16 protein-coding genes and 1 pseudogene are annotated in these 25,676 nt (G+C 51.9%); 1 reads left to right on the top strand and 16 read right to left on the bottom strand.

The genetic code is table 11. The annotated features are described in order from the left end of the window. Positions 1 to 33: 33 nt before the first annotated feature. The 13 genes and pseudogenes from metG to adhE all read right to left on the bottom strand — a co-directional run bounded on the left by metG (position 34) and on the right by adhE (position 20,549). Complete coding sequence (gene metG, locus MKZ15_RS14540; RefSeq protein WP_339816655.1) at positions 34 to 2,058, bottom strand: methionine--tRNA ligase; 2,025 nt, start codon at positions 2,056 to 2,058, stop codon at positions 34 to 36. Positions 2,059 to 2,728: 670 nt separating this feature from the next. After that, positions 2,729 to 3,010 (bottom strand): membrane protein insertion efficiency factor YidD, encoded by a 282-nt coding sequence (gene yidD / locus MKZ15_RS14545; protein WP_155605483.1) that lies wholly within the window; start codon positions 3,008 to 3,010, stop codon positions 2,729 to 2,731. A gap of 1 nt (position 3,011) precedes the next feature. After that, positions 3,012 to 3,473, bottom strand: coding sequence for a Fur family transcriptional regulator (locus tag MKZ15_RS14550; protein ID WP_339816656.1), 462 nt, complete (start codon positions 3,471 to 3,473; stop codon positions 3,012 to 3,014). Positions 3,474 to 3,643: 170 nt separating this feature from the next. Continuing rightward, the gene (locus tag MKZ15_RS14555; protein WP_339816657.1) at positions 3,644 to 5,845 is read right to left on the bottom strand and encodes a stalk domain-containing protein; all 2,202 of its coding nucleotides are present in this window, start codon (positions 5,843 to 5,845) and stop codon (positions 3,644 to 3,646) included. 217 nt (positions 5,846 to 6,062) lie between these two features. Next, positions 6,063 to 7,658: pseudogene (gene nagZ, locus MKZ15_RS14560) on the bottom strand (beta-N-acetylhexosaminidase); the annotation flags it as partial. Between the two features lie 26 nt (positions 7,659 to 7,684). Beyond that, positions 7,685 to 9,292: a response regulator gene (locus tag MKZ15_RS14565; protein WP_339816659.1), complete on the bottom strand. Its 1,608-nt coding sequence runs from the start codon at positions 9,290 to 9,292 to the stop codon at positions 7,685 to 7,687. Then, on the bottom strand, positions 9,267 to 11,111 hold the full coding sequence (locus MKZ15_RS14570) for a histidine kinase (RefSeq protein ID WP_339816661.1): 1,845 nt from the start codon (positions 11,109 to 11,111) through the stop codon (positions 9,267 to 9,269). Before MKZ15_RS14570 ends, MKZ15_RS14565 begins: the two co-directional genes overlap by 26 nt. Positions 11,112 to 11,162: 51 nt before the next feature. Beyond that, on the bottom strand, positions 11,163 to 11,990 hold the full coding sequence (locus tag MKZ15_RS14575; protein WP_155605488.1) for a carbohydrate ABC transporter permease: 828 nt from the start codon (positions 11,988 to 11,990) through the stop codon (positions 11,163 to 11,165). Next, a complete protein-coding gene (locus MKZ15_RS14580) occupies positions 11,990 to 12,874 on the bottom strand; it encodes a sugar ABC transporter permease (protein ID WP_155605489.1) in 885 nt (294 codons plus the stop codon). The genes MKZ15_RS14575 and MKZ15_RS14580 overlap by 1 nt, the downstream gene beginning before the upstream one ends. A gap of 87 nt (positions 12,875 to 12,961) precedes the next feature. After that, positions 12,962 to 14,353 carry an extracellular solute-binding protein gene (locus tag MKZ15_RS14585; RefSeq protein WP_339816662.1) on the bottom strand — a complete coding sequence of 464 codons (1,392 nt, stop codon included), beginning with the start codon at positions 14,351 to 14,353 and terminating at the stop codon, positions 12,962 to 12,964. Between the two features lie 208 nt (positions 14,354 to 14,561). Continuing rightward, positions 14,562 to 15,302 carry a pyruvate formate-lyase-activating protein gene (gene pflA / locus MKZ15_RS14590; RefSeq protein WP_339816663.1) on the bottom strand — a complete coding sequence of 247 codons (741 nt, stop codon included), beginning with the start codon at positions 15,300 to 15,302 and terminating at the stop codon, positions 14,562 to 14,564. Positions 15,303 to 15,420: 118 nt separating this feature from the next. Beyond that, positions 15,421 to 17,682, bottom strand: a complete 2,262-nt coding sequence (pflB, locus tag MKZ15_RS14595; RefSeq protein ID WP_339816664.1) for a formate C-acetyltransferase — start codon at positions 17,680 to 17,682, stop codon at positions 15,421 to 15,423. A gap of 251 nt (positions 17,683 to 17,933) precedes the next feature. Further along, entirely contained in the window at positions 17,934 to 20,549 is a 2,616-nt protein-coding gene (gene adhE, locus MKZ15_RS14600) for a bifunctional acetaldehyde-CoA/alcohol dehydrogenase (protein ID WP_339816666.1), read from the bottom strand. Positions 20,550 to 20,988: 439 nt separating this feature from the next. Between adhE and MKZ15_RS14605 the strand changes: the two genes are divergently transcribed. Further along, positions 20,989 to 21,705: a Crp/Fnr family transcriptional regulator gene (locus MKZ15_RS14605; RefSeq protein ID WP_155605494.1), complete on the top strand. Its 717-nt coding sequence runs from the start codon at positions 20,989 to 20,991 to the stop codon at positions 21,703 to 21,705. Positions 21,706 to 21,873: 168 nt separating this feature from the next. Here MKZ15_RS14605 and MKZ15_RS14610 read toward each other — a convergent pair whose 3' ends face one another. From MKZ15_RS14610 to nirB, 3 genes are all read right to left on the bottom strand, one after another. Next, positions 21,874 to 22,656, bottom strand: a complete 783-nt coding sequence (locus MKZ15_RS14610; protein WP_339816669.1) for a formate/nitrite transporter family protein — start codon at positions 22,654 to 22,656, stop codon at positions 21,874 to 21,876. 84 nt (positions 22,657 to 22,740) lie between these two features. Next, positions 22,741 to 23,088 (bottom strand): nitrite reductase small subunit NirD, encoded by a 348-nt coding sequence (nirD, locus tag MKZ15_RS14615; RefSeq protein ID WP_193415896.1) that lies wholly within the window; start codon positions 23,086 to 23,088, stop codon positions 22,741 to 22,743. A 32-nt stretch (positions 23,089 to 23,120) separates the two neighbouring features. After that, the gene (nirB, locus tag MKZ15_RS14620; RefSeq protein WP_339816670.1) at positions 23,121 to 25,556 is read right to left on the bottom strand and encodes a nitrite reductase large subunit NirB; all 2,436 of its coding nucleotides are present in this window, start codon (positions 25,554 to 25,556) and stop codon (positions 23,121 to 23,123) included. Positions 25,557 to 25,676: the final 120 nt, after the last annotated feature.

The raw sequence follows: 25,676 nt of genomic DNA on the forward strand, positions 1-25,676 counted from the left end.
TTTTGACGCGTTGATCACGTCTGCAAACCTTGCTTACTTGACAATAGCGCCGTTCGGCATCGAATCCGGCACCGTCGCCAACGTCAGTTGGTCGCCTTGCGAAGCGGCCAGAATCATCCCCTGCGACAACTCGCCGCGAAGCTTCACCGGCTTCAGGTTGGTCACGCAAATCACTTTGCGTCCAACGAGTTCTTCCGGCTTGTAAAACTTAGCAATGCCGGACACGACCTGACGTTGTTCGTAGCCCAAGTCCAACTGCAGCTTCAGCAGCTTGTCGGCCTTCGGTACCGGCTCGCAAGCCAGTACCTGCGCTACGCGCAGCTCCACCTTGGCGAAATCGTCGATGCCGATTTCCTCCTTCGGCTCTGGCTGTTCCACCGCCGGAGCTGGAGTCGACGCCGCAGCGTCTGCCGGAGCTGCGGCCTCTGCCGCTGGCGTTCCTCCGCTCATCGAGCTCGAAATGAACTCGATTTCCTGCTCCGCGTCAAGCCGCGGGAAGATAGGCTCACCTTTGACAAGCTTCGTTCCAGCCGGGAGTCGGCCAAACGTCTTGGCGCTCTCCCAGGTCGTGAGCTCCCCGGGAGCGATCCCGAGCTGCGCCCAGATCTTCTTCGGCGCTTGCGTCAGGAACGGCTGCAGCAGAATCGAAGCTATCCGCAGCGACTCGGCCAGATGCGCCATCACCGAAGCAAGTTCGCCTTGCTTCGCTTCGTCTTTAGCCAGCACCCATGGCTGCGTCTCGTCGATGTATTTGTTCGTGCGGCTGATAAACGCCCCGATATAGGTCAGCGCCACGGAGAATTCCATTTTCTCCATCACCTCTTCCACCTTGAGAACCGTATCCACCGCCACTTGTTCCAACTCGGCGTCAAAAGCCGTCGCATTAGGCTGATAAGCCGGTACTTCACCGCCAAAATACTTCTCAACCATCGCCACCGTCCGGTTCAACAGGTTACCAAGGTCATTGGCGAGATCGGAATTGACCCGCTGCACAAAGCTTTCTGGCGTAAACGAACCGTCCGAGCCGAATGGCACCTCACGCAGCAAATAGTAACGGGTCGCGTCAAGCCCATAGCGGTCGATCAGTACATTCGGGTCCATGACGTTGCCCTTCGATTTGGACATTTTACCGCCCTTCATCAGCAGCCAGCCATGACCAAACACCTTCTTCGGCAATGGCAGTCCCAACGCCATCAGCATGATCGGCCAATAAATCGTATGGAATCGGACGATTTCCTTGCCAACGAGGTGTACATCTGCCGGCCAAAATCGCTCATACAGCTCCGGATGGTCCGAGCCGTAACCCAGTGCTGTGATGTAGTTGGACAAAGCATCGATCCACACGTACACAACATGTTTCGGATCGCCTTTGACCTTCACGCCCCAGTCGAATGTTGTCCGCGACACGGCCAAATCTTCCAATCCCGGCTTGATGAAGTTGTTGATCATCTCGTTCTTTCGTGACTCCGGCTGAATGAAATCCGGATTTTCCTCATAATACTTCAGCAATCGGTCGACATAATTGCTCATCCGTAAGAAGTAACACTCTTCCTTCAACAACTCCACGGCGTGGCCGCTTTCCGGGCTTTTCCCGCCGATCACTTTGCCTTGGTCGTTACGAACGACGTCAACCAGCTGGGATTCCGTATAATAGGTCTCATCAGGAATGCTGTACCAGCCCTCGTATTCCCCTTTGTAAATATCCCCCTGCTTCAGCAGTCGGTCAAAAATCTCCTCCACGACCACCTTATGCCGTGGTTCCGTCGTGCGGATAAAGTCGTCATAAGAAATGTCCAGTTTATCCCAAAGCTGTTTAATCCCCGCCACGATCCCATCCACAAACTGCTGCGGGGTTTGGCCTTTTTCCTTCGCTTTCTGCTCAATCTTCTGCCCGTGCTCATCCGTCCCCGTCAAATAGCGGACATCAAAGCCGCGCAACCGTTTATACCGCGCCATGGCGTCTCCGGCTACCGTCGTGTAGGCATGGCCGATGTGCAACTTATCGCTGGGATAATAGATTGGCGTCGTAATGTAGAATGTTGGTTTGTTGGTGGACATTGTACCGTCATCTCCTTTAGAGGTTGTTCTAAAAGTCATCTTTCCATCACGAAGCCATTCATGAAGCGAAATCGACGTCGAATCTTGAATTCAACCGGGCCTTCCGTTGCTCTCGTAGCTTCCAGCTACGCTCCGCTACTCAGTCCCTAGCTTCATCCAACCTTCTCGGTGCTGGAAACCTGACTTTTTGAACTTTCATTTCATTCCAATTAAAACAAAAAACTCCCGCCCCATCATGGGGCGAGAGAGTTCTCACGCGTTACCACCCAAATTCCCCGTACCTTCGCAGGCAACGGGCTCCATTGGTCGAAACCGACCGTCCGTTAACGCCGGACCGTACGCCATTCCCTTACCCGTGCGCTGCGCAGAACGCATCCCACTTGGCTCGAAAACGGTTCCTCCCGGACCATATTCCAAAGATGTTCCAGACCGGTTTGCAGCTTCCCCGGCTCTCTGTAGCTGGATCTTATCCCTGTACTCATCCGTTCACTGGACACAATAGAAGTTGTTCAAAAAGTCAGCTTTCGATCACGAAGCAGTTCAAGAAGAAAACTCGGCGTCGAATCTTGATTTTTTTGAACTTACATTTTAATTTGAACTTACGTTTTATATTAAAAAAATTTCCAAACCGTGTCAAGCCGCCTCGGAGCCGGCCTCTTCCCCGAAGCGATCAGGCTTGTCCGCCATTCAGCGGCGGCGTGCCTTGCTCGCCCCCGGGCTTCTTCTCCGCCTTAGGGGGAACCGGGTCATATCCGCCCGGATGGAACGGCTGACATTTGACGATCCGTTTCGCCGCCAGCCAAGAGCCTTTCAGCGGGCCATGCACCTCGATCGCCTCCAAAGCATACGCCGAGCAGGTCGGATAAAAACGACAGGTTGGCGGTTTCAGCGGCGAAATAAACTTGCGGTAGACATGGATCGGGGCCTGAAACGTTTTGCGGACCACGCCCATCTCAGGACACCTCGTGGGGCTCCGGCGCGGCATCCTGAGAATTGCCGTCCGGCCGACAGTTTTTGCAATACCCGAAAACCTCGAATTTATGCTTCACGACCTGGAACTGCTCCGGCGCGTCCGTCAGCGGCATCGGGCAGAAATGGATCGGATACGTCTTCTCGCACTGGAGGCAGATCATATGATGGTGATGATGCCCCTCGCTGCTGCAGCTGGCTCTGAACTTGAGGCCGTCTTCAAATACGACCTGTTCCAGCACGCCTAGCTCCTCCATGACCCGGAGATTGCGGTATACGGTATCGAAGCTGAGACCGCTGTACTCCTTGCCCATATATTCATAGACATCCTTTGGGGTCAAATAACCGTCCCGCTCGGCGAACAGCTTGGCCAAGCTTTTGCGTTGGTCGGTAATCCGCAGCCCCCGGCTGGACATCACTTTAATAATTTCTTCGGTCGACAGCATGTGACATTCCTCCAATCTACCCCTTAATCCATGCGTCTTCTCTAATAATGCCCCAAATCAAATGCTCCGTCAATGAGATCGGATATGCATTGCGTGCAGCTTATCCGCTTCTAGCCTTAACCAAAAAAAGGCACGACGCTGGGGCGCCGTGCCTTTAGGCTCATTCGTTCTTACTCGCTCTTCTTCTCCGGCATCTGCTGGAACAGCAGGTTGACGGACAAATTGCTGCCCGGAGCCGCCGTGAAAATCAGATCCACGGTTTGCTCGCGTTCCCCGGTGCGGAACAGCACGCCGTTATCGTTAGGGGCGCTGAGTCCACCAACGTTCGCCAATCCCACGATATCCCCGTTGACCATAACCGCTCCCATATAAGCACCCCCACGTGGATTAAACGAGATCAGTGTGTTTGGGGCGACGCGGTACAGCTTGATCCGGTACAAGACGCCGAAGTTACCGGCGTTCATGCGATATTCCCCGGTTGGACCGTCGTATCCGATCAGGAAGGGGTCACTGGAGTTATCGCCAATCAACAACCGGGATGGCGTATTGCCGATCAGATCGGTCACTTCAATATTGCGGTTGGCCTCCATATAGGTACCGCGATTATGAATATCAGGTGCTAATGCACTCAGATAAGGCAAAGTCTTGAACGGGTCTTGATCCTGATCCACCATAATGACCGTGTAATTCAAGGTGTGATCGCTGTACAAGTCCGCAAACAGCGAGATGACATCTCCCTGCTTCATTGAGGTAGCGCTCAGCTCGTTCAGGATGATCTTGCTTTCCCCTGGAGCAAACCAGGTATCCTTGTATTTGTTGCCGGTTTGCATCGACTCATAATAACGCTGTACCGAAGCTTTCCCCGCCGCTGTAGCGTAATTGCTCGGACCGCCAAAGCCCAGATTGCTCTGCGTTAGTCTCGTCGTTTCACCATTGTTGTTCGTCGCGATGACGTACATTTTGACCGACTTCCCGGTCGCATTGGCGTGGTGGATCATGAAGCGCGTATTTCCGATGGCGGCTTCCTTATACAGGATCCCTTTGGAATAGACCGTTTCCGGGCTATTGCTGCGGATCAACGTTACCGCTTCGGAAGTGAACGCGTATTTGAGCCGTTCCCAGCTTGGCACCTGTGTACCGTCAAACGTATATTTTTCCCCTACAGGCATGAACAGTTTATTGAATTCGTCCCGCGTATAGAGTGTTTCGTTCGTAATCGTAATCGTCTTCTCTACGGTCGAATACAAACCAAATTTGTTGACGACCTTCAGGCGGATCGTCATTTGCCCTGGCGTAAAGAACGCCAGTTGTTTATTTTCCCACACGCGTTCGGTGATGGCCACTTCATCCGTACTGAGGTCAGTGTAAGTGATCATTTCACCCATTTTATAGGTGTCTTTGTCCGTCGTAAAATTCGCTACCGGCGGCGTATGCGGTTTGCTAACATGAATCATTAGCGTAAACGGATTACTCCATTGACCGCTGGAATCCTGTACCCGGTAGGTAACGGTATAATCCCCCGGCGTCATGAACATATCCTGACGCCCGATCCATTCCTCGTTCACGATCGGAAGTCCAATCGGCGAGGAAGCATTCGTTACATACTGAACCTGCGTTTCACCGGCGACCACTTCATTGTTGCCAATCGTAAACGATGCATACGGCAGAGTATTCAAATTAACGATCACTCGTTTGCCTACCGAATCGTAAGAATACGTGATATTTAAGGCCTTCGTAATCGCCGTCAACGGCACCATGAAGTTATTCTTGGCTGAATAAGATTTCCCACGCATCGTCTGCGTTACGCCATTGACCTTGTAAGAGGTCGTATTCAATTTGAACCGAAGCTCGTCGCTGCCTCGCTTGATGATCGTTTCCTTGGTTTTATTGTCAAAAGACAGCTGGAATCCCGCCCGTTCCACGATCGCCCGGATCGAAATGTAGGATACGCCGTCCTTTACTTCCATTGGATAGCCGGCAAGGTACTCCTTCCCGTTCTGGTACATCTTGTTGCTGTTCACCATCAAAATCAATTGGCCCGAGTTACTCTGGTTTTGCGTGCCTTGATCTGCTGGCGGGGTTACCGGGCTGGTTGGAGGCAAAGATTCGTCACCGTTCTCCGTCCCGTCCTGGCTATCTCCGGGAATCGTTTCCCCCGTCGTTCCATCATTCGTTCCTTGATCCAAAGGCGTATCGCCGGGTTGGACAACATCGGTTGGTTGGGTCGATGTCCCGTTATTCGCAGGCTGCTGCGTCACAGTCGACGGATCCACGCCGTTCCCTTGCCCCATTTCCTCCGCGCTAGCCGGAAGCACCATGGAAATTTGCGATGCTACCAACATCGTGGTGATCAACAATCTCTTTAAATTCATGCCTAAACTCCCTTACTCTCCCATTTTATAAAGCACCCTTTATCTCACAATGTATTAAACGCAAGTAAAAACGAAAAGTTGCTGACACGTACGACAATAAATTGGCAAAAGAAGTCGTTCGTTGCCGCATTTTCCTTTATTTTTTGACAAATCACCACAAAAAACGCCCGGAAAACTCTCCCGGGCGTTGCCGCAAAACCTTTCATTAACCTTGGATCAAGCTGACCGGTAATACTCCTTGTGGCTGCGCTTTGCCAACTAAGACCTTGGCGGCTGCATCCAGTGAATAAGGGCGGTTCTCGTATAAACAGAGATACGTCTCGATCTCCGGAAACGCGAGCAAATCGTAAGGATTCCGCGTAGACACGATGATCAGGCGTTTATCTGGAAGCTGCTGAAGCCGCCGCACCAAGGATTGCTGGCCTTCGGGGATCCCCCCTTCCGCCGTATAGGTTGCCACAACGATCTGGTCGAACTCTTTGCTTCGTTCCATCACCGTGGTTATCTCCTCGTCGCAGGGCTGTGTGCCGATCACCGTCGCAGATACCTGGCCATGAAGCGGCCGTAGAGCATCCGCTAGCGTATAGGGATGCACCGCCGGCTCATCGACTTCGGTGCGGTGCCGCAGCTCCGGCCAGACGACCAGCACCGGCCGATCGCTCTCAAGCGGCAGGCTGCCCGCACCCTTCACAAGCGTCACGCTGCGCTCTGCCGCTCTCCGCAATAGCGCACCGCTCTCCGCCTCCGGCGTCAGCGGCCCTTCCCCCGCGGTCGCGGCAGTTAACGCCTGTTCCGCGCTGCCGATCCGCTTCGCCTTGAGCGCCAGAATGCGCTCTAACGAGCGGTCGATCCGCGCTTCGCTGATCCGGCCGCTCCGCACCGCTTCGGCCACCCGTTCAATCGCCGCGCGCTGGTCCGCCAGCGTATGGCTCACGAGCACGAGGTCCGCGCCGGCTTCGATCGCCTGCACCGCCCCTTCGGCGATGCCGTAATGCTCCGCAATGGCCTTCATCTCCAGGCAATCGGTGACGATCAGCCCGCCGAAGCCCAACTCTTCGCGAAGCAAGCCGGTCAGCACGCGGCGTGATAACGTCGCTGGGATCCCTTCCGGCTCAAATGCCGGGAAGATCACATGCGCCGTCATAATCGCATCGACGCCCGCCGCAATCGCTTCGCGGAACGGTGTCAGCTCGACTTGGTGCAGCCGCTCCTTCCCGTGCGGGACGCTGGCCAAGCCGCGGTGGGAGTCCACTGCCGTATCCCCGTGGCCCGGAAAATGCTTGGCCGTCGCGATCACGCCTTGGGTCTGATAGCCGCGTACCGCCGCGGATCCCTGCACGGCCACTCGATCCGGACGTTCTCCGAACGAACGTACGCCGATCACCGGGTTCGCCGGATTGTTGTTGACGTCGACACACGGCGCAAAGTTAAAATTAATGCCGAGCTGCAACATCTCCTTCGCCGCCAGCCGCGCCACTTCCTCCGTCAACGACGGATCATCGGCTGCCCCTAGCGCCATATTACCGGGAATGCGGCTCATCCCCTCATGATCCAACCGAGCCACCATGCCGCCCTCCTGATCAATCGAAACGAACAGCGGAAGCTCAGGCCTGCTGCGGGGCAGCGCTTGTAAGCTCCGCGAAAGCTCGGCGAGCTGCTCCACCGAGGCGATATTCCGCCGGAAATAAACCACGCCGCCTACATAGTAACGCTGTACCAGCATCTTGATCTGTTCGTCCGGCACCAGGCTATGAAATCCGCAAATAAACAGCTGCCCGATCTTCTCCTCTAACGTCCATGCCTTCCCATCCACGAGCCGTCCCCCTCATCGTAAAAACGTTAAGATACGTTCGATTCCTTCTGCCGAAAGTCCGACGGCGTCATGCCGGTATACTTCTGAAAAACCTTGGTGAAATAACGCCGTTCCTGGTAACCGATGGAGGTCCCGATCTGCGCGATCGAACGCTCGCTGCTGCGCAGCAGGCATTTCGCCATCTCCATCCGCTGTTTCGTGAGGTACTCCACAAATGTTTCGCCAAAATGGTTCTTGAAGAGCAAGCAGAAATAACTGCTGCTGATGCCGAGATAATCGGCGATATCCTCGATCCCGAAGTCGCGGCCAAGATGATTCTGAATATAATTCTGCGCGGTCATCATCAGCAGCTCCGTGGACTTCTTCGCTGACAAACAGCTGCGCGACTGCTCAATGAGCGAGACAATCAGCGATAGCAGCTCCTTCAAGCTCATCGGTTCCCGTAGCCGCTGCCATAACGCTTCTTCCTGTTCTCGCGGCAGCATCTGCAGCTCACGCATTTCGCGCAGCAAATGGATAAGCAGGTAGTGCATCAACTTCTCGGCCGCACCCGCCCGCTGTTCATCCAAACGGCCGAAATACGATTTTAGTTCTCCGGCGATGCGGTCCAAGACCTCTTGGCTTCCATTACGCAATCCGGTCCCCAGCTGTTCGATCCAGCCCCATTGCAATTCCATCGCGTCTTTCCTTGAACGGTCCTCGTCCGCAGGCGCTGTGTCGGCTCTCACGAACCCTTCCTGCGCCGATCCCAAAATCAACCGATGCTGCAATTGATGGTACAACACCGATAGTTCCTGCAACCGATGCGGCTGTGCGGTCATACAGATTCGAACCGGCAGTTCCTCCTTGCTATGGATCAGCTGCCGTATACGTTCAAATCCTGGCATCAGCGTGTCCTCCCCATACGACCGATCCGATTCGGTGGCCGGGAATACCAGACACCATTCTCCTTCACGGATCTGGAGCACGACCAAGTCGGATAGCACCACGCCAAAGATGTCCTTTAGCGCATGCTTGATATGCAAATTCCAAGCTTTGCGCTCATGGAGTGTCCAAACGATCGAACGATGCGAATATCCCTCCAGATCCAAGAGAAGCATGGCGTAACGGCGTTGTTCTACTCCAACGTCTTCGTCGTCCCACAGCAGCCCCTCCCCATCCGTCTCCTGCCCAAGCAGGGAATGCAGCAGGAAGTTCTCGTTGGCCAGATCAACCACCTGATTCAGCCGCTGTTCCTTATTTTGGGTTTTGCGTTTCTCACGAATCTGCTTGGCAACTCCCCGAACCGTTTCCTCCAGCTCAAAGTAATTGATCGGCTTGCAAATGTAATCCTTGACGCCATAACGGATCGCAGTTCGAGCATACTCAAATTCCTGATACCCGGTCAACAGCAAGATTTCGCTAGGAATTTCGCGCTCCCGGAGCTCTTGCAGCAATTGAATCCCATCCATGACCGGCATGCGGATATCACTTAAGATCAAGTCGGGACGATGAATGGAGGCCAGCTCCAACGCTTCCTTTCCGTTCTTGGCCAGTAAGACGCTATCGAACCCCATATCTTCCCAAGGCAATACCTTCGACAAGTTCGTGAGAATATGAATTTCATCGTCAACCAGCAACGCTTTTAATCTCATCGAAATCACCCGCCCCATATCTTGGTATCACACATTGAATCGTTGTTCCATATCCGGGCTGCGAACAAATAAATAATCCATACCTGCTCCCATACTGATACCTCAGCCGGTCATACACGCTGCGGAGTCCCAGCCCCCGGCGTTCATGACTTGGATAAGGCGCCAAGGAACGGTATGCCGGATCGTCCATATCCGCGTATTGAATGTTCGCCAGCTGCTCGTTCGTCATCCCAATTCCGTTGTCTTCGATTCTCAGCAGGATGCGGTCCTGTTCCATTCTCCCCGTGACCGTGATCCTGCCTTTATAGTCGATCCCCTCAAACCCGTGCTGAATGCTGTTCTCCACGAGGGGCTGCAGGGTCAATTTTAACAGCAGGCAGTTCTTCATCTCGTCCGGAATATCGATAACATACTCAAACAGTTCATCAAACCGGAATTTTTGTATTTCTAGATAGCTGCGTAAATGCTCGACTTCCAAGCTCAGCTTGATCTCTTCCTTATCCTGAATGCTGATTCGCAAAATGCTGGCAAGACGGAGCACCATCTCGCTTACCTTACGCCCTTCATTCTGAACCGCGAGCACGTTGATCGATTCCAGCGTATTAAAGAGGAAATGCGGCTTAATCTGGGCCTGGAGGACGCGCAGCTCGGCGTTCGCCTTCTGCAGTTGCTCCCGTTTGACCTGATCAAACAGCTCATTGATTTTATCCATTTGATTGTTAAAGCCTTTTTGCAGCAGAAGCAGCTCGTCATCGCCTTTCTCATCCACGCGGGCGTTCAGATCGCCGCTCTCGACCTTGCGCATGAACCGTACGATCACGCCGATCGTTCCGGTAATCCGATTGATAAAGATGAAGTTAAACAACATCGCCGTCAATACGCATACACAGATAATGGCGACAAACCATTTTGCAAAGGTCGTCACCTCCTGCGACAAATAACTCCATGAAGTCACCGAGACGAGGCTCCACGGGTAATCCTGCAATTTGTAAATCGAGACGACGCTCTCTTTCCCGTTAAATTTCCCTTTAAAACTCCGATACCCCTCGCCCAACTCCCAGTCCTTCAGCAGATAAGCTCCGATTTGCTGACCGTCCAGCTCCGATTGATAATCGTACAGAATCAGGCCCTTATCATTGACCAACATAAACCGGGTATCCCGCATCTGGCTGCCGAGCTTCAGGTTCTGAAAAATCTTCTCGAACTCCCAGTTCTTGATCTGCACCACCAACACGCCAACCCGCTCCAGATTGCTAAGCTCCTTAATCAGGCGAATTTGCGTAAACACGTTGTCCGACCCGGTGAGTTCCGGATATTCGTGCGGAGCGATCCATTTGGGTTGGCCGTTTAGAGCCATCACTTCCGTATATAAAGGATGCTCCTTGAATTTCTCGTAGGGCAGCGTCTCAAAATTTTCCTTATTGAAAATAGCGATAACATTGGATTCCCGGCCCCCGTGAATGTTATACAGAAACGCGTAATCGATGGCCGGATGGCTATACAGCAAGGATCGGAAATTTCGCTGATTGGCGTTCAGCTCCAGCTGCGTCGTGGCCGTCAAATCCTGGGTATCCGGGTCTTTGGCTGACAATGCCGCCTGAAACACCCCTTTGGCAATGCCGTTATCGGTGACATTGTCCATCTCCTGGAAGACGTTCTTGATGCTGTAGCCGATTGCCTTCAGCGAATATTCCGCCTGCTGGCTGTATTTCTTCTCGATCGAGTTGAACGTGACGAAGAACGTGATAATGCCAAGCACAAATAAGGGAATGATCACTAATCCTAAAAAGGCGGTAAATAGTTTGATCCGTAAATTCATCGGCGGCAGCTCCCAATTGGTAAGACTCCCCTTATTTTAACATGCCTCCGTCTATCCTTTAACGCTGCCGGCCGTAACGCCTTCAATTATTTTTTCCTGGAGCACCGCATAGATGATCATGACCGGCAGCACGCTGAACACGATCCCTGCCGACATTTGTGCATAATTCGTGTTGTATGCGTCTCGGAAACCCACCATACCAACCGGGAGCGTACGCAGTTCTTCACTGGACAGAAAATAATTGGCCAGCAAAAACTCGTTCCAATTGCCGAGAAAATTGATGATGAACACGGTCACGATCGCCGGCACCGTCAGAGGGAGCATGACTTTGAAGAACATCCCTAACGAGGATAGGCCGTCCATGACGGCAGCCTCTTCAATTTCTCCGGGGATGGAGCGCATGAATGCTGCCAAAATGATGACCGAAAAAGGAATCGCGTTGGCCACATAAGGCAATATCAACGCCATATGCGTGTCGAGCACATTCAAGTTCCGCATCATGCCATAGATCGGCAGCAGCAGCGAATTGTTCGGGATCAGCATCCCCAGCAGGATGAGCTGGAACACGATCGCGCTGATTCGGTTGTACCGCATGCGCGTCACCGCAAACGCCAGCATCGCGGCAAAGAAGATGGACAAGCAAGCCGACAATACGCCGATGTATAAGCTGTTAAAGAAAAACGTGCTGATCTTGGCGTTAACCCATGCATTCACGTAATTATCGAATATGATCGACGACGGCAAACCAAACGGATTCGACGCAATCGCCTGGTTATCGGTTTTGACCGAGGAGAACAACACGAACAGAAACGGATACAAAATGATGAGTAGATACGCCATGAGAAACAGATGCGGGATCGACTTTTTTAGCATTCTCATCAGTATTCAATCCTTTCTGTGCGTCTGACCACGAGGATTTGGTACACGGCGGTAATGATGATCGTAAACGCAAAAATGAGCACCGCGATGGCATTGCCAAATCCATGGCGGAAGCTGGTGATCGCGTAGCGGATCATATAGGTTGCCATGACGTCCGTCGAACCGGCCGGGCCGCCTTTGGTCATGACCAAGACGATATCGGCCGCTTTCATGGCTCCGGCTACCGACAGCATGATGACGACGCTAATAATCGGCATAATTAACGGAATCGTAATTTTGACGGCTCGTTGAATGCCGTTCGCCCCGTCGATCGCCGCCGCTTCGTCTAGCTCGCGAGGAATCGCCAGGATCGCCGCCAGCACCATGACGATATAGAACCCCGTCCACTGCCAGGCATTCGTAATGAGGATAGAAATCATCGCCCAATTCTTGTCGGATAGCCAATACACCGGGGAAATCCCGAACACGCCTAGCAATTGATTCATTAATCCAAAATCGGGATTATAAATGAACCCCCACAAAATCCCGATGACGGCCGTCGACATGATCGATGGCATAAAAACAGCCGTCTTGTACAATCCCTTCAGCTTCTTTACATTTGCAATCAACAAGGAGAAGAACACGATCAGCGGCACCTGGACCAAGCAGGAGAACAAAATAAAGTACACATTGTTCCGCACCGATTTCCAGAACGCTTGATCCTCGAACGCCATCGTGTAATTATCCAATCCAATGTAAGTCATGTGTTTGGAAATGCCGTTCCAACTGGTAAAGCTGTTGTTGATGGCCGTGAAGATCGGATAAATGAAAAAGGCAAAGAACAAGATCAATGCCGGGAGAACAAACAAACCATAGATCAGAGGACTTCTGAGCGCTTTGTTCATGCCAATCCCTCCGTAGTTGGAAGCAAGGGCGTCCCCCCGGACCGCTGCCGGCGGTTGACGCCCTTGCTCGATGATCATATTAGATGATTACTCTGCTGCGGCATTGGCCGCTTCTTGCGCCGCCTGTACATTTTCCAGCATCTTCGCCGGTTCGATTTCACCGCCGATGATTTGTTGGATGCCCATGCTAAGCGCCGTGTTGACTTCCGCTTGCACGAGGGCGTCAAATGCCGGGAACGAGGTGCCGATTTCGCTGACCGCTTTGAATATATCCTGCATCAACGGGTCGTCGGACGCCGTTTTCATTTGTTCCAGATCCATTTTCATCGCCGGCAGTACACCGTCTTCTTTCAAGCCGCGCAGTTGCATTTCGTCCGTCCACATGTTCTTGATGAATTCCTTAACAGCCTCAAGCTTCCGCGGATCCTCTGCAACGGCGCTGGAGAAGCCATAACCGTTATTGGCGTCCTGCATGACAACTACCGGATCGCCTGCGTTCACCGGCGGCATATTGAAGAACCCGATTTTTCCGACCATATCGCCGGCTTGAGCCGGATCACGGAACACGGAGTTGGCCCAGGAGCCGTCCATCATCATGATCGCTTCGCCCGTAATGACTTGGTTTCTCATATCTGCGTATTCGAAACCCAGCTCGCCTTTTTTGTAGTAACCCTTTTGTACCCATTCCTGATGTTTCGCGATGGCCGTAACCATCTTCTCATCGGTCCATTTTGTTGTACCTGTTTTGAAGCCATACGTGATCTCCGGTCCAGCATAGTACGACCACAGATTGTTGGTTGTCATCAGCGGAATCCAAGCATCCTTGGAGGACTGAGCAAACGGAATTTTACCGTCCGCCTTGATTTTCTCGGCGAGTTGCTCCAGTTCTCCAAGCGTCTTAGGCACCGGCAGGCCTTTGGCCTCGAAATATTCTTTATTGTAGAAGTAGCCTTCGATCGAACCGCCGATCGGCAGGCCGTACACTTTACCGTCCAGGGTAAACGGATCCAGTGTCGTAAATTTATCTTTAATGCCCAACTCCTCGATAATCGGCGTCAAGTCCAGCATCAAGCCTTCTTTGGCATACAGCTGGGCATCCGGGCTGCCGAATACGTCGAAGACTTCCGGCGGTTTGCCTGCGGCCATCTCACCCCGCAGTTTTTCTTTGCGGTTTACTTCAGAATCGACCGCATCCAGCTTGATGGTTAAGCCTGGCACGGCGGCTTCCGTTTGTTTGACTACGTCCTCCAGCATCGCCAGGCGGAATTTCTTGGAATCCCCAACCTGCGTGTGACGGATCGTGATTTCAAACGGATCGTTATTCGTTTCCGTTTCCGTCCCCGCATTCGACGTGCTCTGACCTTCGTTCGCCGGGGCAGCATTCTTTCCGTTATTCCCGGAATTGGAATTGCCGCAGCCCGCCAGCAGCGCGGATGCGATAAACACAAGAGATAGCAACAGCGTTAAACTCTTCCTCATGTTCTATAGACCCTCCTCAAACTCGTTTATGTGATACACCCTCATTATAGAAAGCGCCATCAGCTTTGATAAGGAGGACATTTTTCTATTAAGGGGATAATATCATCTAAATCGCAAAATGAAAACGGTTAAACCTAACATCTATCGAAAGGTTTAACCGTTTGAGGTTGGGATATTAAGTTTTGATGTTAGATTTACTTACACATATTTAGGATTTAGCTGCGGTTTGCTGCTCGCCTTCATGAATCAACCGATAAGCTCTTTCGATCTCCTCATCCGTCGGGGAAGGCACGCCTTCGAGTGGATAAGCCCAACCGAGTTCCTGCCATTTGTAAATCCCCATTTGGTGGTAAGGGAGAATTTCGAATTTTTCTACGCCTCGGAGACTGCCGATAAACCGCCCAAGCTCCAGTAAATCCTGCTCATCTTCGTGGATGCCGGGAACATAAACATGACGGATCCACATTTTCCGGTCGTGGTCAGACAACCAGTGCGCCATCTTCAACATCCGATCATTCGGCTTGCCGGTCAACTTGATATGTTTCTCGTTGTCGATATGCTTCAAATCCAGCAGCACCAAATCGGTCACGTCCAGCAGATCGCGAATCTTGTCCCCTTCATTGTATCCGTTCGTATCCAGCGTCGTATGAAGGTTCCAGCGTTTCTTCGCTTCCCGGAACAATTCGGTGACGAACGGCGCCTGCAGCGTGGCTTCGCCGCCGGATACCGTCAGTCCGCCGCCCGAAGAACGGTAATAACTCAAGTACGGCTCGATTTCGGCAAGCACTTCTTCTACGGTCATTTCCTTGCCTTCGGTCAGGCTCCAGGTGTCCGGGTTATGGCAATACTCGCACTGCAGCAAGCAGCCCTGCATAAAGAGGACGAAGCGAATCCCCGGCCCATCTACCGTTCCGAAAGTTTCCAATGAATGTATGCGACCTTTAAGCATCTTCCGTCACCCTTTCCATGATAAGCCGGCCGATAAAAGAATGAGGAGAAAGGCGATTGGCCTAACTCCCCATTCTATCGTTCAGCTTGTATTATTGCTGCCTGTCAGCAGAAGGTTCTTACATTTTGCCGTGGAACGTCCGGTTGATGACATCAAGCTGTTGCTCGCGAGTCAACTTGATGAAGTTCACCGCATAACCCGATACGCGGATCGTCAGCTGTGGATATTGCTCTGGATGATCCATTGCGTCTAGCAAAGTCTCACGGTCGAATACGTTAACGTTCAGGTGATGTGCGTTGCTGCCGAAGTATCCGCCCATCATCGAAGCGAGGTTCGAGATGCGGGTATCTTCGTCTTTGCCCAGCGCCTTAGGTACGATCGAGAAGGTGTTCGAGATGCCGTCCAAGCTGTGCTCGTAAGGCAGTTTCGCTACCGAGCTCAGGGAAGCCAAGGCACCTTTCTTATCGCGGCCGTGCATTGGGTTCGCACCTGGTGCGAACGGTTCGCCGGCTTTACGTCCGTCAGGCGTTGTACCTGTTTTCTTACCATATACAACGTTCGAGGTAATTGTCAAGATCGATTGTGTTGGCAAAGCGTTCCGGTAAGTTTGGTGTTTGCGAATCATGCCCATGAATGTTTCTACCAAGTTCACCGCGATTTGGTCAACACGGTCGTCGTTGTTGCCGTAGCAAGGGTATTCGCCTTCGGTAACGAAGTCAACGGCGATGCCATTCTCATTGCGAACAGGTTTAACCTTCGCGTATTTGATCGCGCTAAGCGAGTCGGCCACAACCGACAGACCAGCGATACCGCAAGCCATCGTACGCAGGATATCACGATCATGAAGCGCCATTTCGATCCGTTCGTAAGCGTATTTGTCATGCATGAAGTGAATGACGTTCAGCGTATTTACATACAATTTAGCCAACCATTCCATCATTGGAACGAAACGTTTCATGACTTCGTCATATTCGAGATATTCGGAAGTGATCGCTGGATATTCCGGACCTACTTGCGATCCGTATCTTTCGTCTTTACCGCCGTTGATCGCGTACAGTAAGCATTTTGCCAAGTTCGCGCGAGCGCCGAAGAATTGCATTTGTTTACCAATTCTCATTGCAGATACGCAGCAAGCGATACCGTAGTCGTCGCCGTAGATCGGACGCATCAAATCGTCGTTTTCGTATTGAATCGAACTGGTTTCGATCGATACTTTGGCACAGAATTTCTTGAACGCGTCCGGCAGTTTATCCGACCAGAGCACGGTCAGGTTTGGTTCTGGAGCAGCCCCCAGGTTGTAGAGCGTGTGCAGGAAGCGGAAGCTGTTCTTTGTTACGCGGGTTACGCCTTGTACGGACATCCCGCCGATCGATTCGGTTACCCAAGTTGGGTCGCCGCTGTACAATTCGTTATATTCCGGAGTTCTCAGGAATTTTACGATCCGCAGTTTCATGACGAAGTGGTCAACCAGCTCTTGAGCCGTTTCTTCCGTCAACACGCCTTCAGCCAGGTCGCGTTCGATATAAGCGTCGAGGAACGAAGATACGCGGCCAAGGGACATTGCAGCGCCGTCTTGTTCTTTAACGGCTGCAAGGTATCCGAAATACAGCCATTGGAAAGCTTCTTTCGCATTGTTTGCTGGTCTAGCGATGTCGAACCCGTACATTTGACCCAGTTGTTTCAACTCGCCCAAAGCGCGGATTTGCTCGGACAACTCTTCGCGTTGGCGAATGACTTCTTCGCTCATCACGTCAACATCAAGTTCGGCATGCTCTTGTTTCTTTTGATTGATCAGGAAGTCCACGCCGTACAGGGCTACGCGGCGATAGTCGCCAATGATGCGGCCGCGGCCGTAAGCATCTGGCAAGCCGGTGATAATCCCGGTATGACGAGCGTTTCTCATATCTGCAGTATAGGCATCAAATACGCCTTGGTTATGTGTTTTACGAACGTTCGTGTACAGATCCACGATATCTTCCGGAAGCTCAAAGCCGTAAGCTTTACAAGCGGTAATAACCATCCGGATGCCGCCGTTAGGACGGATCGTGCGTCGGAAAGGCGCGGAGCCTTGCACACCAACGATTTGTTCTTTGTCTTTGTCAAGGTATCCAGGAGCATGGGAAGTAATGGTCGAAGGCGTGTTTACGTCAACATCCAATACGCCGCCAGCTTCTCTTTCTTTCTTGGACAAGCCCGATACGATTTCCCACAAGGCCTTCGTGTTAGCCGTAGCGCCTTTCAAGAAAGATTCGTTACCTACATAAGGCGTGATGTTCGTATCGATGAAATCCTTGGTATTCACCTCATTCATCCATTTGCCCGGTTTGAAGCCTCTCCATGCGTTTTGCACTTCTTGCACTTCTTTTTCGATCACCGACATCTTTATTCCCTCCATTTTATATAGTGGTCGCGGTTTGAAGGATATATCCCGCGCCTCATGATCCCTAAAATTTGTGATACTTTTCACAACTTAGACAATAATTGTGCCCGGCCATCCGGACCGGGGTTCCACTCCATCATCACTCTATGAGGGATCATTTATAATGTAATCATAGCTTATGTCCTATAAAAAGATTGTGACAAATATCACATTAAGTGATATTTGTCACGTTTTCACGAAGCGATGTTCACTTATTCTTCAAATCTTCCGTAGAAGGCGTCGCGATATACATCAGCCAGTTCAGTTACGAGCGGCAGCTTCGGATTCGCCGTCGTACATTGGTCTTCAAAGGCACGATCTGCCAAGTAATCGACGCGCGATTCAAAATCCTTCGCATCGAAGCCAAGCTCTTGGAACGTTTCCGGAATGCCCAGTTTTTTGTTCAGGTCGCGGATGGCTTTGATCAAGCTCTTTACGCCTTCTTCCGTCGTGCGAGCCGGAAGTCCCAGGATACGGGCGATTTCCGCGTAACGCTCGTCGGCCACGAAGTTCGTGTATTTCGGCCAAGCGGCGAATTTCGTAGGTTTCTTCGCATTGTACCGGATCACGTGCGGCATCAGGATCGCATTCGTGCGTCCATGCGCCGTATGGTATTGGCCGCCCCATTTATGCGCCAAGCTGTGGTTGATGCCGAGGAATGCGTTCGCGAACGCCATACCCGCCAGGGTCGAAGCGTTGTGCATTTTCTCGCGGGCCAGTTTGTCGCCGGTCAGCGCGGATTTCTCCAACCACTCGAACACCAGTTGGATCGCTTTGATCGCGAGGCCGTCCGTAAAGTCGTTGGCCATCACCGACACGTAAGCTTCGATCGCATGTGTCAGTACGTCCATACCGGTATCGGCTACCGCAACCTTCGGCAAGCTGTATACAAATTCAGGGTCAATGATCGCCACGTCCGGCGTCAACTCGTAATCCGCCAAAGGATATTTCGTGTTGCCGTTGACTTTGTCCGTAATAACCGCAAACGAGGTGACTTCGGAACCCGTACCCGACGTTGTTGGAATCGCAACAAATTTCGCTTTTTGTCCCAAACGTGGGTATTTGTAGATCCGTTTGCGAATATCCATGAATTTTTGCTTCAGGTTATGGAAGTCGGTATCCGGATATTCGTAGAACAGCCACATGCCTTTCGCCGCATCCATTGGCGAACCGCCACCCAAGGCGATAATGCAGTCCGGTTGGAATTTGGCCATCAACTCGGTCCCGCGTTCCACGGTCGTCGTCGATGGATCCGGTTCGACATCCGAGAACACTTCGATAGCAACCGGCGTTTGGCGTTGACGCAGATAGTGTTCCACTCTTTCCACATAGCCCAGCTTCACCATCATCGGGTCAGTGACGATCAGCACGCGGGAGATGTCCGGCATTTTGGCCAGGTATTGCGTCGAATTCTTCTCGAAGTAGATTTTGTTAGGCACTTTAAACCATTGCATATTCACGGTACGACGATTCACCCTTTTCACGTTGATCAGATTGACAGCCGTGACGTTCGACGAAGTCGAGTTGCGTCCATACGATCCGCAGCCCAGCGTCAGCGACGGCAGGTTCGTGTTGTAGATGTCGCCGATACCGCCTTGCGAGGAAGGCTGATTTACCAGGATCCGGCAAGTCGGCATCCGTTCCGAGAATTTTTGAATCACTTCTTCATTATCCGAGTGGATGACCGAGGAGTGACCCATGCCGCCGAATTGAACGACTTCCAGAGCACGTTCGATGCCTTGTTCCGCGTTTTTCACTTTGTAGCAAGCGAGTACAGGGCTCAATTTCTCAGCAGACAACGGGAATTTCGGACCCACGCCTTCGATTTCAGCAACGAGAATTTTCGTTCCAGCCGGCACGTCGATACCGCACATTTCCGCGATTTTTACCGCAGGTTGGCCGACGATCGAAGGATTCACTGCACATTTGTCGGCGATGATCGCGCCTGCAGTCAGCTTCGCAGCTTCATCTTTATTAACGAAATAACAACCGTTGGCGATCATTTTCTTCTTCACTTGGTCGAAAATCGGTTCTTCAATAATGACCGCTTGCTCGGATGCACAAATCATGCCGTTGTCGAACGTTTTGGAAAGGATCAGGTCGTTGACCGCTTGATCCAGGTCTGCGCTCTTTTCAATGAAGCAAGGAACGTTACCAGGGCCAACACCCAGTGCCGGTTTGCCGCAGCTGTAAGCGGCTTTAACCATTGCGGATCCGCCGGTAGCCAAGATGCAGGCGATGTCATGGTGATTCATCAGAGCGTTCGTGCGATCCATGGAAGGATTTTCGATCCACTGGATGCAATCGGCCGGTGCGCCGTGTTTAACGGCAGCTTCGAGCAATATTTTAGCGGCTTCCGTACTGCAGGCTTGAGCGGATGGATGGAAACCGAAAATGATCGGGTTACGTGTTTTGATGGCGATCAGAGATTTAAAGATGGTGGTTGACGTTGGGTTTGTCACCGGGGTAATCCCCATGATGATTCCCACGGGTTCGGCGATTTTTTGGAAGTTGTCGTAAGGACTATCTTCGATTACGCCTACCGTTTTATCGTACTTGATGCTATGCCAGATGTACTCCGTCGCAAACATGTTTTTGATGATTTTGTCCTCGTACACCCCACGGCCCGTTTCTTCAATCGCCAGTTTCGCGAGATGCATGTGTTTGTCGAGCCCCGCCAAAGCCATGGCTTGCACGATGTTGTCGATTTGCTCTTGATCCATGCTCATGAAGGCTTCGGATGCTTTCTTCGCCTTGTCGATCAAAGTTTGAATGTAATCTTGCGCGGTTGCCTGTGCTTTTGGAGCCACTTCGTTTTTAACGGCCATCTCTCTCATCCTCCTAAGTGGTTTAAGGATTTTGCCTGCAGGTACGGGTGATCAATGTCTAGTGAAAATTTTCACTTGCAAGCTAACCCTTATGAAGCTTGTGTGCTTCTCTTTATGTCTTGATCATAGCACAGGGGATGGTCTTTGTATAGTGAATTATTTCACATACTTTAAAAAAGTTGAAAGTTTTCACTTGCCATGATTTTATTTTCATATATACTTTACATTGTGTGAAAATTTTGAATTGATTTTTGTAAGCCCAAGCCTGTTATTGTGCGCATTACATAGCGCATTTCTATCATCTGACAAAGTGAATTTTCTCACAATGTTGAAATTTCGACACTTTTTCAGGCTTTACGGCCCCCAAAAAACCGAAAAAACGTTATATAATTAATTTAAAATTTTCAGAAAAATTTGGAGTACAAAGGGGAAATCGATGATGAGTGAAATTTTAAATGCCACCCTGCCCCGCGGTAATACGAGCTGTTTTACAGAGCAAAACTTCAATCGCCTTCTCGTTACGATGAAAGACAAAGCATATCCCGAGGGGACGCATTTGTTCTGGGAAGGTGACTTTTCCGATAAACTGTTCTACATCAAGCGCGGCCGCGTGAAGTTGACCAAATCGACAGATGAAGGCAAGGAATTGATCCTTTACATGTATGGTCGTGGCGACATGGTCGGTCAGGCCGATCCGTTCTTCAGCACGAAGCACAGCTTCACCGCCGAAGTCATCGAAGACTGCGAAATAGGCGTCATCGAGCAAAAGGATCTGGAAATCATGATCTGCCAGCATTGCGATTTCGCCATCGATTTCATGAAATGGATGGGAATCCATCACCGTTTGACCCAGACGAAATTCCGTGATTTGATGATGTACGGCAAACCAGGCGCATTGTGCTCGACACTGATTCGCCTTAGCAATACGTATGGCGAACAACATGGAGACACGATTCTGATCAACAAGAAGATCACTCACACCGACTTGTCCAACATGATCGGAGCAACGCGCGAGAGCGTCAACCGCATGCTGAGCGATCTGCGCAAGAAAGACGCGCTGGAGTACGAGAACGGCATGATCGTGATCAAAGACCTCGTGATGCTGCAGGATATTTGTCACTGCGAGCTATGCCCGAACGAAATTTGCCGTATCTAATTGCCCGCAGCTTCATCACCAATAGACGCTAGTGCTAGCGTATCGAACCGTCCCTTCTTTGGTTGGACGGTTTTTTGCTTTGCTCTTCTTCATATAAACAAAGCAAATCCCCCAAGCCTTGTCTATGATAGACGAACTTGGGGGACCATTCTCAGCTCCTGTTATGTCCTACGCCTTCTTGCGCACAGGCGAAATGAACCAATATGCCATACCGACAAACACGGCGCCGCCAACCATATTGCCTAGTGTAACCGGCACCATGTTGTGCAACCATCCAGCGACCGTAATCGTATCCGGATGATTCGGTAGCAGCAGCGACAAGCTGAGCAAAGTCATATTGGCCACGCTATGCTCGTACCCGCTCGCGATAAACGCATAGAGGCACCACCAGATCAAGACGAGCTTGGCGATATCCTCCTTGGCCCGGTTCGCCATCCAAAGTGCCAAGCAAACAAGCCAGTTGCACAGAATCCCGCGAAAGAACAGCTCTGTCACCGGAGCCCCCATCTTCTTGGCGGAAGCGGCAAAGATCAAATGCTCCGGCGCGGCCGTCTTAAACAAACCGCTGCCGACGATTAACAGACAAAGCACCAACGCACCTGCCAGGTTGCCTAGAAAAACAAGAGTCCAGTTCTTCGCCGTATCGCCAACCGTTGTCCGCTTCGCGAGCGTACTAGCCGTAAAGAACATATTATTGCCGGTGAACAGTTCGGAGCCAGCAAACACAACCAACGTCAGCGCCAGCCCAAAGGACATCCCCATCAGCATCGTCTGATATGGCGATTTGACCGCAGCCAACGGCCCACCGATGCTGAAGATCAGAATGATCCCCAACCCGACATACGCCCCTGCCAGCATGGCCGACACGAGATACCGTGGCAGACTTTCGTTCATCTTTTCTTTTTTCTTGACGGCCGCTTCCACGATCGCTTCCACGTTTTGCGTAAACATTTGTGTTCCTCCCCCATATGAAGCCTGCCTTGCTTTCAAAAAAAGCGCGGCGACCTCTCGATCACCGCGCTTCAGTTCATCCCGCTACGCTTGCTGCAGCACCGCTGCGGCAACGAAAACCTGTCCCTCTTCCACCTTGACCGGAAACATCGTCACCTGGCCGGTATCCGGCGCTTGAACCTGTCCGGTGGTCAGGTCGATTTTCCAATCGTACAATGGATCATACAGATAATGACCCGAAACGATGCCCTCGGCCAGCGGTCCGCCCTTCGGATGGGGATTCTGGTTTAATGCCGCAAAAATGCGACCATCCGACGTACGAAACACCGCGATCGACTGACCGGCCAATTCCACCACCCGACCGATCTGTGGCAGGAACTCCTCCAAGGCGCCCACAGGGTAAAACGTATCCCCACTCAACTCCATCTTCATGCTTGATAACCCCTTTCGCTTTAGACGCTACATTACAGCTGGTTGCTCATTTCCAACGAATGATACAATTTACCGCGTTGATCATCGTCGTTCAGCACTTTTTGCCATGGATCCGTCACTTGAGTCAAGGCAAATTCAATCCGTTCCATCAACGCCTTGCGGTTCTCGGTGTCGTCGACGACAACCGAGCGAATGTGCTCGAGCCCCATCCGTTCCACCCACTCCGACGTTCTCTCCAAGTAGTTGCCGGTTTCACGGTAATATTGCATGATTGCACCGCACAGCTCGATCAGTTCCTCATCGGTTTTTACCTTGCATAGCGAATCCGCCAAGCGCGCCTTGATCCCGCCATTGCCGCCGATAAAGATTTCCCAACCGCCATCATTACCGACGATACCGATGTCCTTCGTGCACGATTCGGCGCAGTTCCGCGGGCAGCCGTTAACCGCCATTTTGAATTTGGCCGGGAAATCAAGCCGTTCGAATTTACGCTCCAGCAGCGCGCCCATACCCATCGAGTCCTGAGTCCCGAAGCGGCAGAATTGCGAACCAACGCATGTTTTGACCGTACGCAGCGATTTGGCATAAGCATACCCCGACGGCATATCCAGCTCTTCCCAAACTTTCGGCAGATCTTCTTTCTTCACCCCGATCAAGTCGAGCCGTTGTCCGCCCGTGACCTTCACCACTTTGACATCGTATTTCAAGGACACGTCGGCGATTTTCTTCAGGTCTTCCGGGGTTGTTACGCCGCCGTACATCCGTGGTACCACTGTGTAAGTGCCGTCCTTCTGGATGTTGGCGTTCATCCGTTCGTTGACGAAACGCGAAGCCTTCTCATCCTCGTGCGTATCCGGGTAAATCATGCCCAGGTAGTAGTTGATGGCGGGCCGGCATTTCGAGCAGCCTTCCGGTTGCGACCATCCGAGTACGTTCATAACCTCTTTGGTGGTCTGCAGCCCTTTCTCCTTAATTTCCGCAACGATCTCATCGCGGCTCAGCGTCGTACAGCCGCAAATCCCCTGCTTCGCCGTTTGCGTGAAGCCGTCTCCAAGTACATATTGCAAGATTTGCTCCACGACCGGTTTACACCCGCCGCAAGAACGGGTCGCCCCGGTGCATGCCTTAATCTCGTCCACCGTCGTCATACCTTGATTAACAACACAATCCACGATCGTACCCTTGGTAACCCCGTTGCAGCCGCAGACGATTTCCTCGTCGCTCATCGTTTCGACCGAGGCCTTCTTCTTGGCTCCGCCGCCGCAGCAGCCTCCGCCCATCAGCGACTCGTACAATTCGTCGGTCATTTCTGCGCCTTGCTTGATCAGCTTCTGCAGTTCGGCCGAATCCGTGATATCGCCGAACAGCACCGCACCTACCAGCTTGCCATCCTTCAGCAAGATTTTCTTATACGTACGTTTCCAATCGTCCTTGTTCGCGATGACCGTATGTTCCGGCCCGTCGATGAATTCGCCGGTCGAGAAGACATCTACGCCGGAAATTTTCAGCTTGGTCGATACGACCGAACCTTCATAAGGTGGAGTGTCTACGCCGCTGATATGCTTGGCCATCACGTTCCCCTGCTCGAACAGCGGTGCGACCAGACCGTAACAGATTCCGCGGTGCTCGGTGCACTCACCAACCGAATAGACTCCCTCCAGCGAGGTTTGCATGTAGTCGTTGACCACGATCCCGCGATTCACTTCCATTCCGCTGGCCTTGGCAACGGCGACATTTGGTTTGATCCCTACCGCCATAACAACGAATTCCGCCGGAAGCTCCGTGCCGTCCGCGAACCGCAGCCCGCGTACCCGGTTATCCCCTAGCAACTCCGTCGTTTGTGCGCCCATCTTGAACTTGATGCCCTGACGTTCCAATTCCGCTTGCAGCATGCCTGCCGCTTGATGGTCCAACTGGCGTTCCATCAAATCTTCCATCAAATGCACGACCGTCACGTCCATGCCAAGCTGCACTAGCCCCTTGGCCGCTTCCAAACCGAGCAAGCCGCCGCCGATCACGGCCGCCGTCTTATAGGTGTTGACCGCTTGCAGCATTTGCTCACAGTCTGCGATATCGCGGAATCCAACGACTCCCTCCTTATCACTGCCCGGAATTGGCAGAATAAACGAAGTCGAGCCGGTAGCAATCAACACTTTATCGTACGGAACGCGTTGCCCGTTATCGGCCACAACCTCTTTGGCCTCCGCATCGATCCGCTCGACCGTGGTCCCCATATGCAGCGTAATCCCATGTTCTTTATACCAATTCAAATCATTCAATACGATGTCATCCATCGTTTTGCTGCCTTCCAGCACATACGACAGCATGATCCGGTTATAGTTCGGATGCGGCTCGCTTCCGAAGACCGTAATGTCAAATTTCGTAGTCAACTTCAGGATTTGTTCCACGGCGCTGATGCCGGCCATTCCGTTCCCGATCACGACCAGTTTCTCTCTGTCCGTTCCCATATTCGTAATGCCTCCTCCTATAAATACCTAGATCTCTAGTGTCTTTACGATAGTTCAATTTTTAAGTGATGCTCTTAGTATAAATTTAAAATTGCAGATACCTTGTGATTGCATTCACAT

Origin of the sequence: Paenibacillus sp. FSL R7-0216, from assembly GCF_037969915.1 — a bacterium.
GTDB classification, from domain to species: Bacteria; Bacillota; Bacilli; order Paenibacillales; family Paenibacillaceae; genus Fontibacillus; species Fontibacillus rhizolycopersici.

Bases quoted from the DNA above. Each gene is read 5' to 3' on its own strand.
- MKZ15_RS14570 (WP_339816661.1), bottom strand. From the start codon at position 11,111: ATGAATTTACGGATCAAACTATTTACCGCCTTTTTAGGATTAGTGATC.
- pflB (WP_339816664.1), bottom strand. From the start codon at position 17,682: ATGTCGGTGATCGAAAAAGAAGTGCAAGAAGTGCAAAACGCATGGAGA.
- MKZ15_RS14565 (WP_339816659.1), bottom strand. From the start codon at position 9,292: ATGAGATTAAAAGCGTTGCTGGTTGACGATGAAATTCATATTCTCACG.
- MKZ15_RS14585 (WP_339816662.1), bottom strand. From the start codon at position 14,353: ATGAGGAAGAGTTTAACGCTGTTGCTATCTCTTGTGTTTATCGCATCC.
- MKZ15_RS14605 (WP_155605494.1), top strand. From the start codon at position 20,989: ATGAGTGAAATTTTAAATGCCACCCTGCCCCGCGGTAATACGAGCTGT.
- MKZ15_RS14550 (WP_339816656.1), bottom strand. From the start codon at position 3,473: ATGCTGTCGACCGAAGAAATTATTAAAGTGATGTCCAGCCGGGGGCTG.
- pflA (WP_339816663.1), bottom strand. From the start codon at position 15,302: ATGCTTAAAGGTCGCATACATTCATTGGAAACTTTCGGAACGGTAGAT.
- adhE (WP_339816666.1), bottom strand. From the start codon at position 20,549: ATGGCCGTTAAAAACGAAGTGGCTCCAAAAGCACAGGCAACCGCGCAA.
- MKZ15_RS14580 (WP_155605489.1), bottom strand. From the start codon at position 12,874: ATGAACAAAGCGCTCAGAAGTCCTCTGATCTATGGTTTGTTTGTTCTC.
- MKZ15_RS14610 (WP_339816669.1), bottom strand. From the start codon at position 22,656: ATGTTTACGCAAAACGTGGAAGCGATCGTGGAAGCGGCCGTCAAGAAA.
- nirD (WP_193415896.1), bottom strand. From the start codon at position 23,088: ATGAAGATGGAGTTGAGTGGGGATACGTTTTACCCTGTGGGCGCCTTG.
- nirB (WP_339816670.1), bottom strand. From the start codon at position 25,556: ATGGGAACGGACAGAGAGAAACTGGTCGTGATCGGGAACGGAATGGCC.
- metG (WP_339816655.1), bottom strand. From the start codon at position 2,058: ATGTCCACCAACAAACCAACATTCTACATTACGACGCCAATCTATTAT.
- yidD (WP_155605483.1), bottom strand. From the start codon at position 3,010: ATGGGCGTGGTCCGCAAAACGTTTCAGGCCCCGATCCATGTCTACCGC.
- MKZ15_RS14555 (WP_339816657.1), bottom strand. From the start codon at position 5,845: ATGAATTTAAAGAGATTGTTGATCACCACGATGTTGGTAGCATCGCAA.
- MKZ15_RS14575 (WP_155605488.1), bottom strand. From the start codon at position 11,990: ATGAGAATGCTAAAAAAGTCGATCCCGCATCTGTTTCTCATGGCGTAT.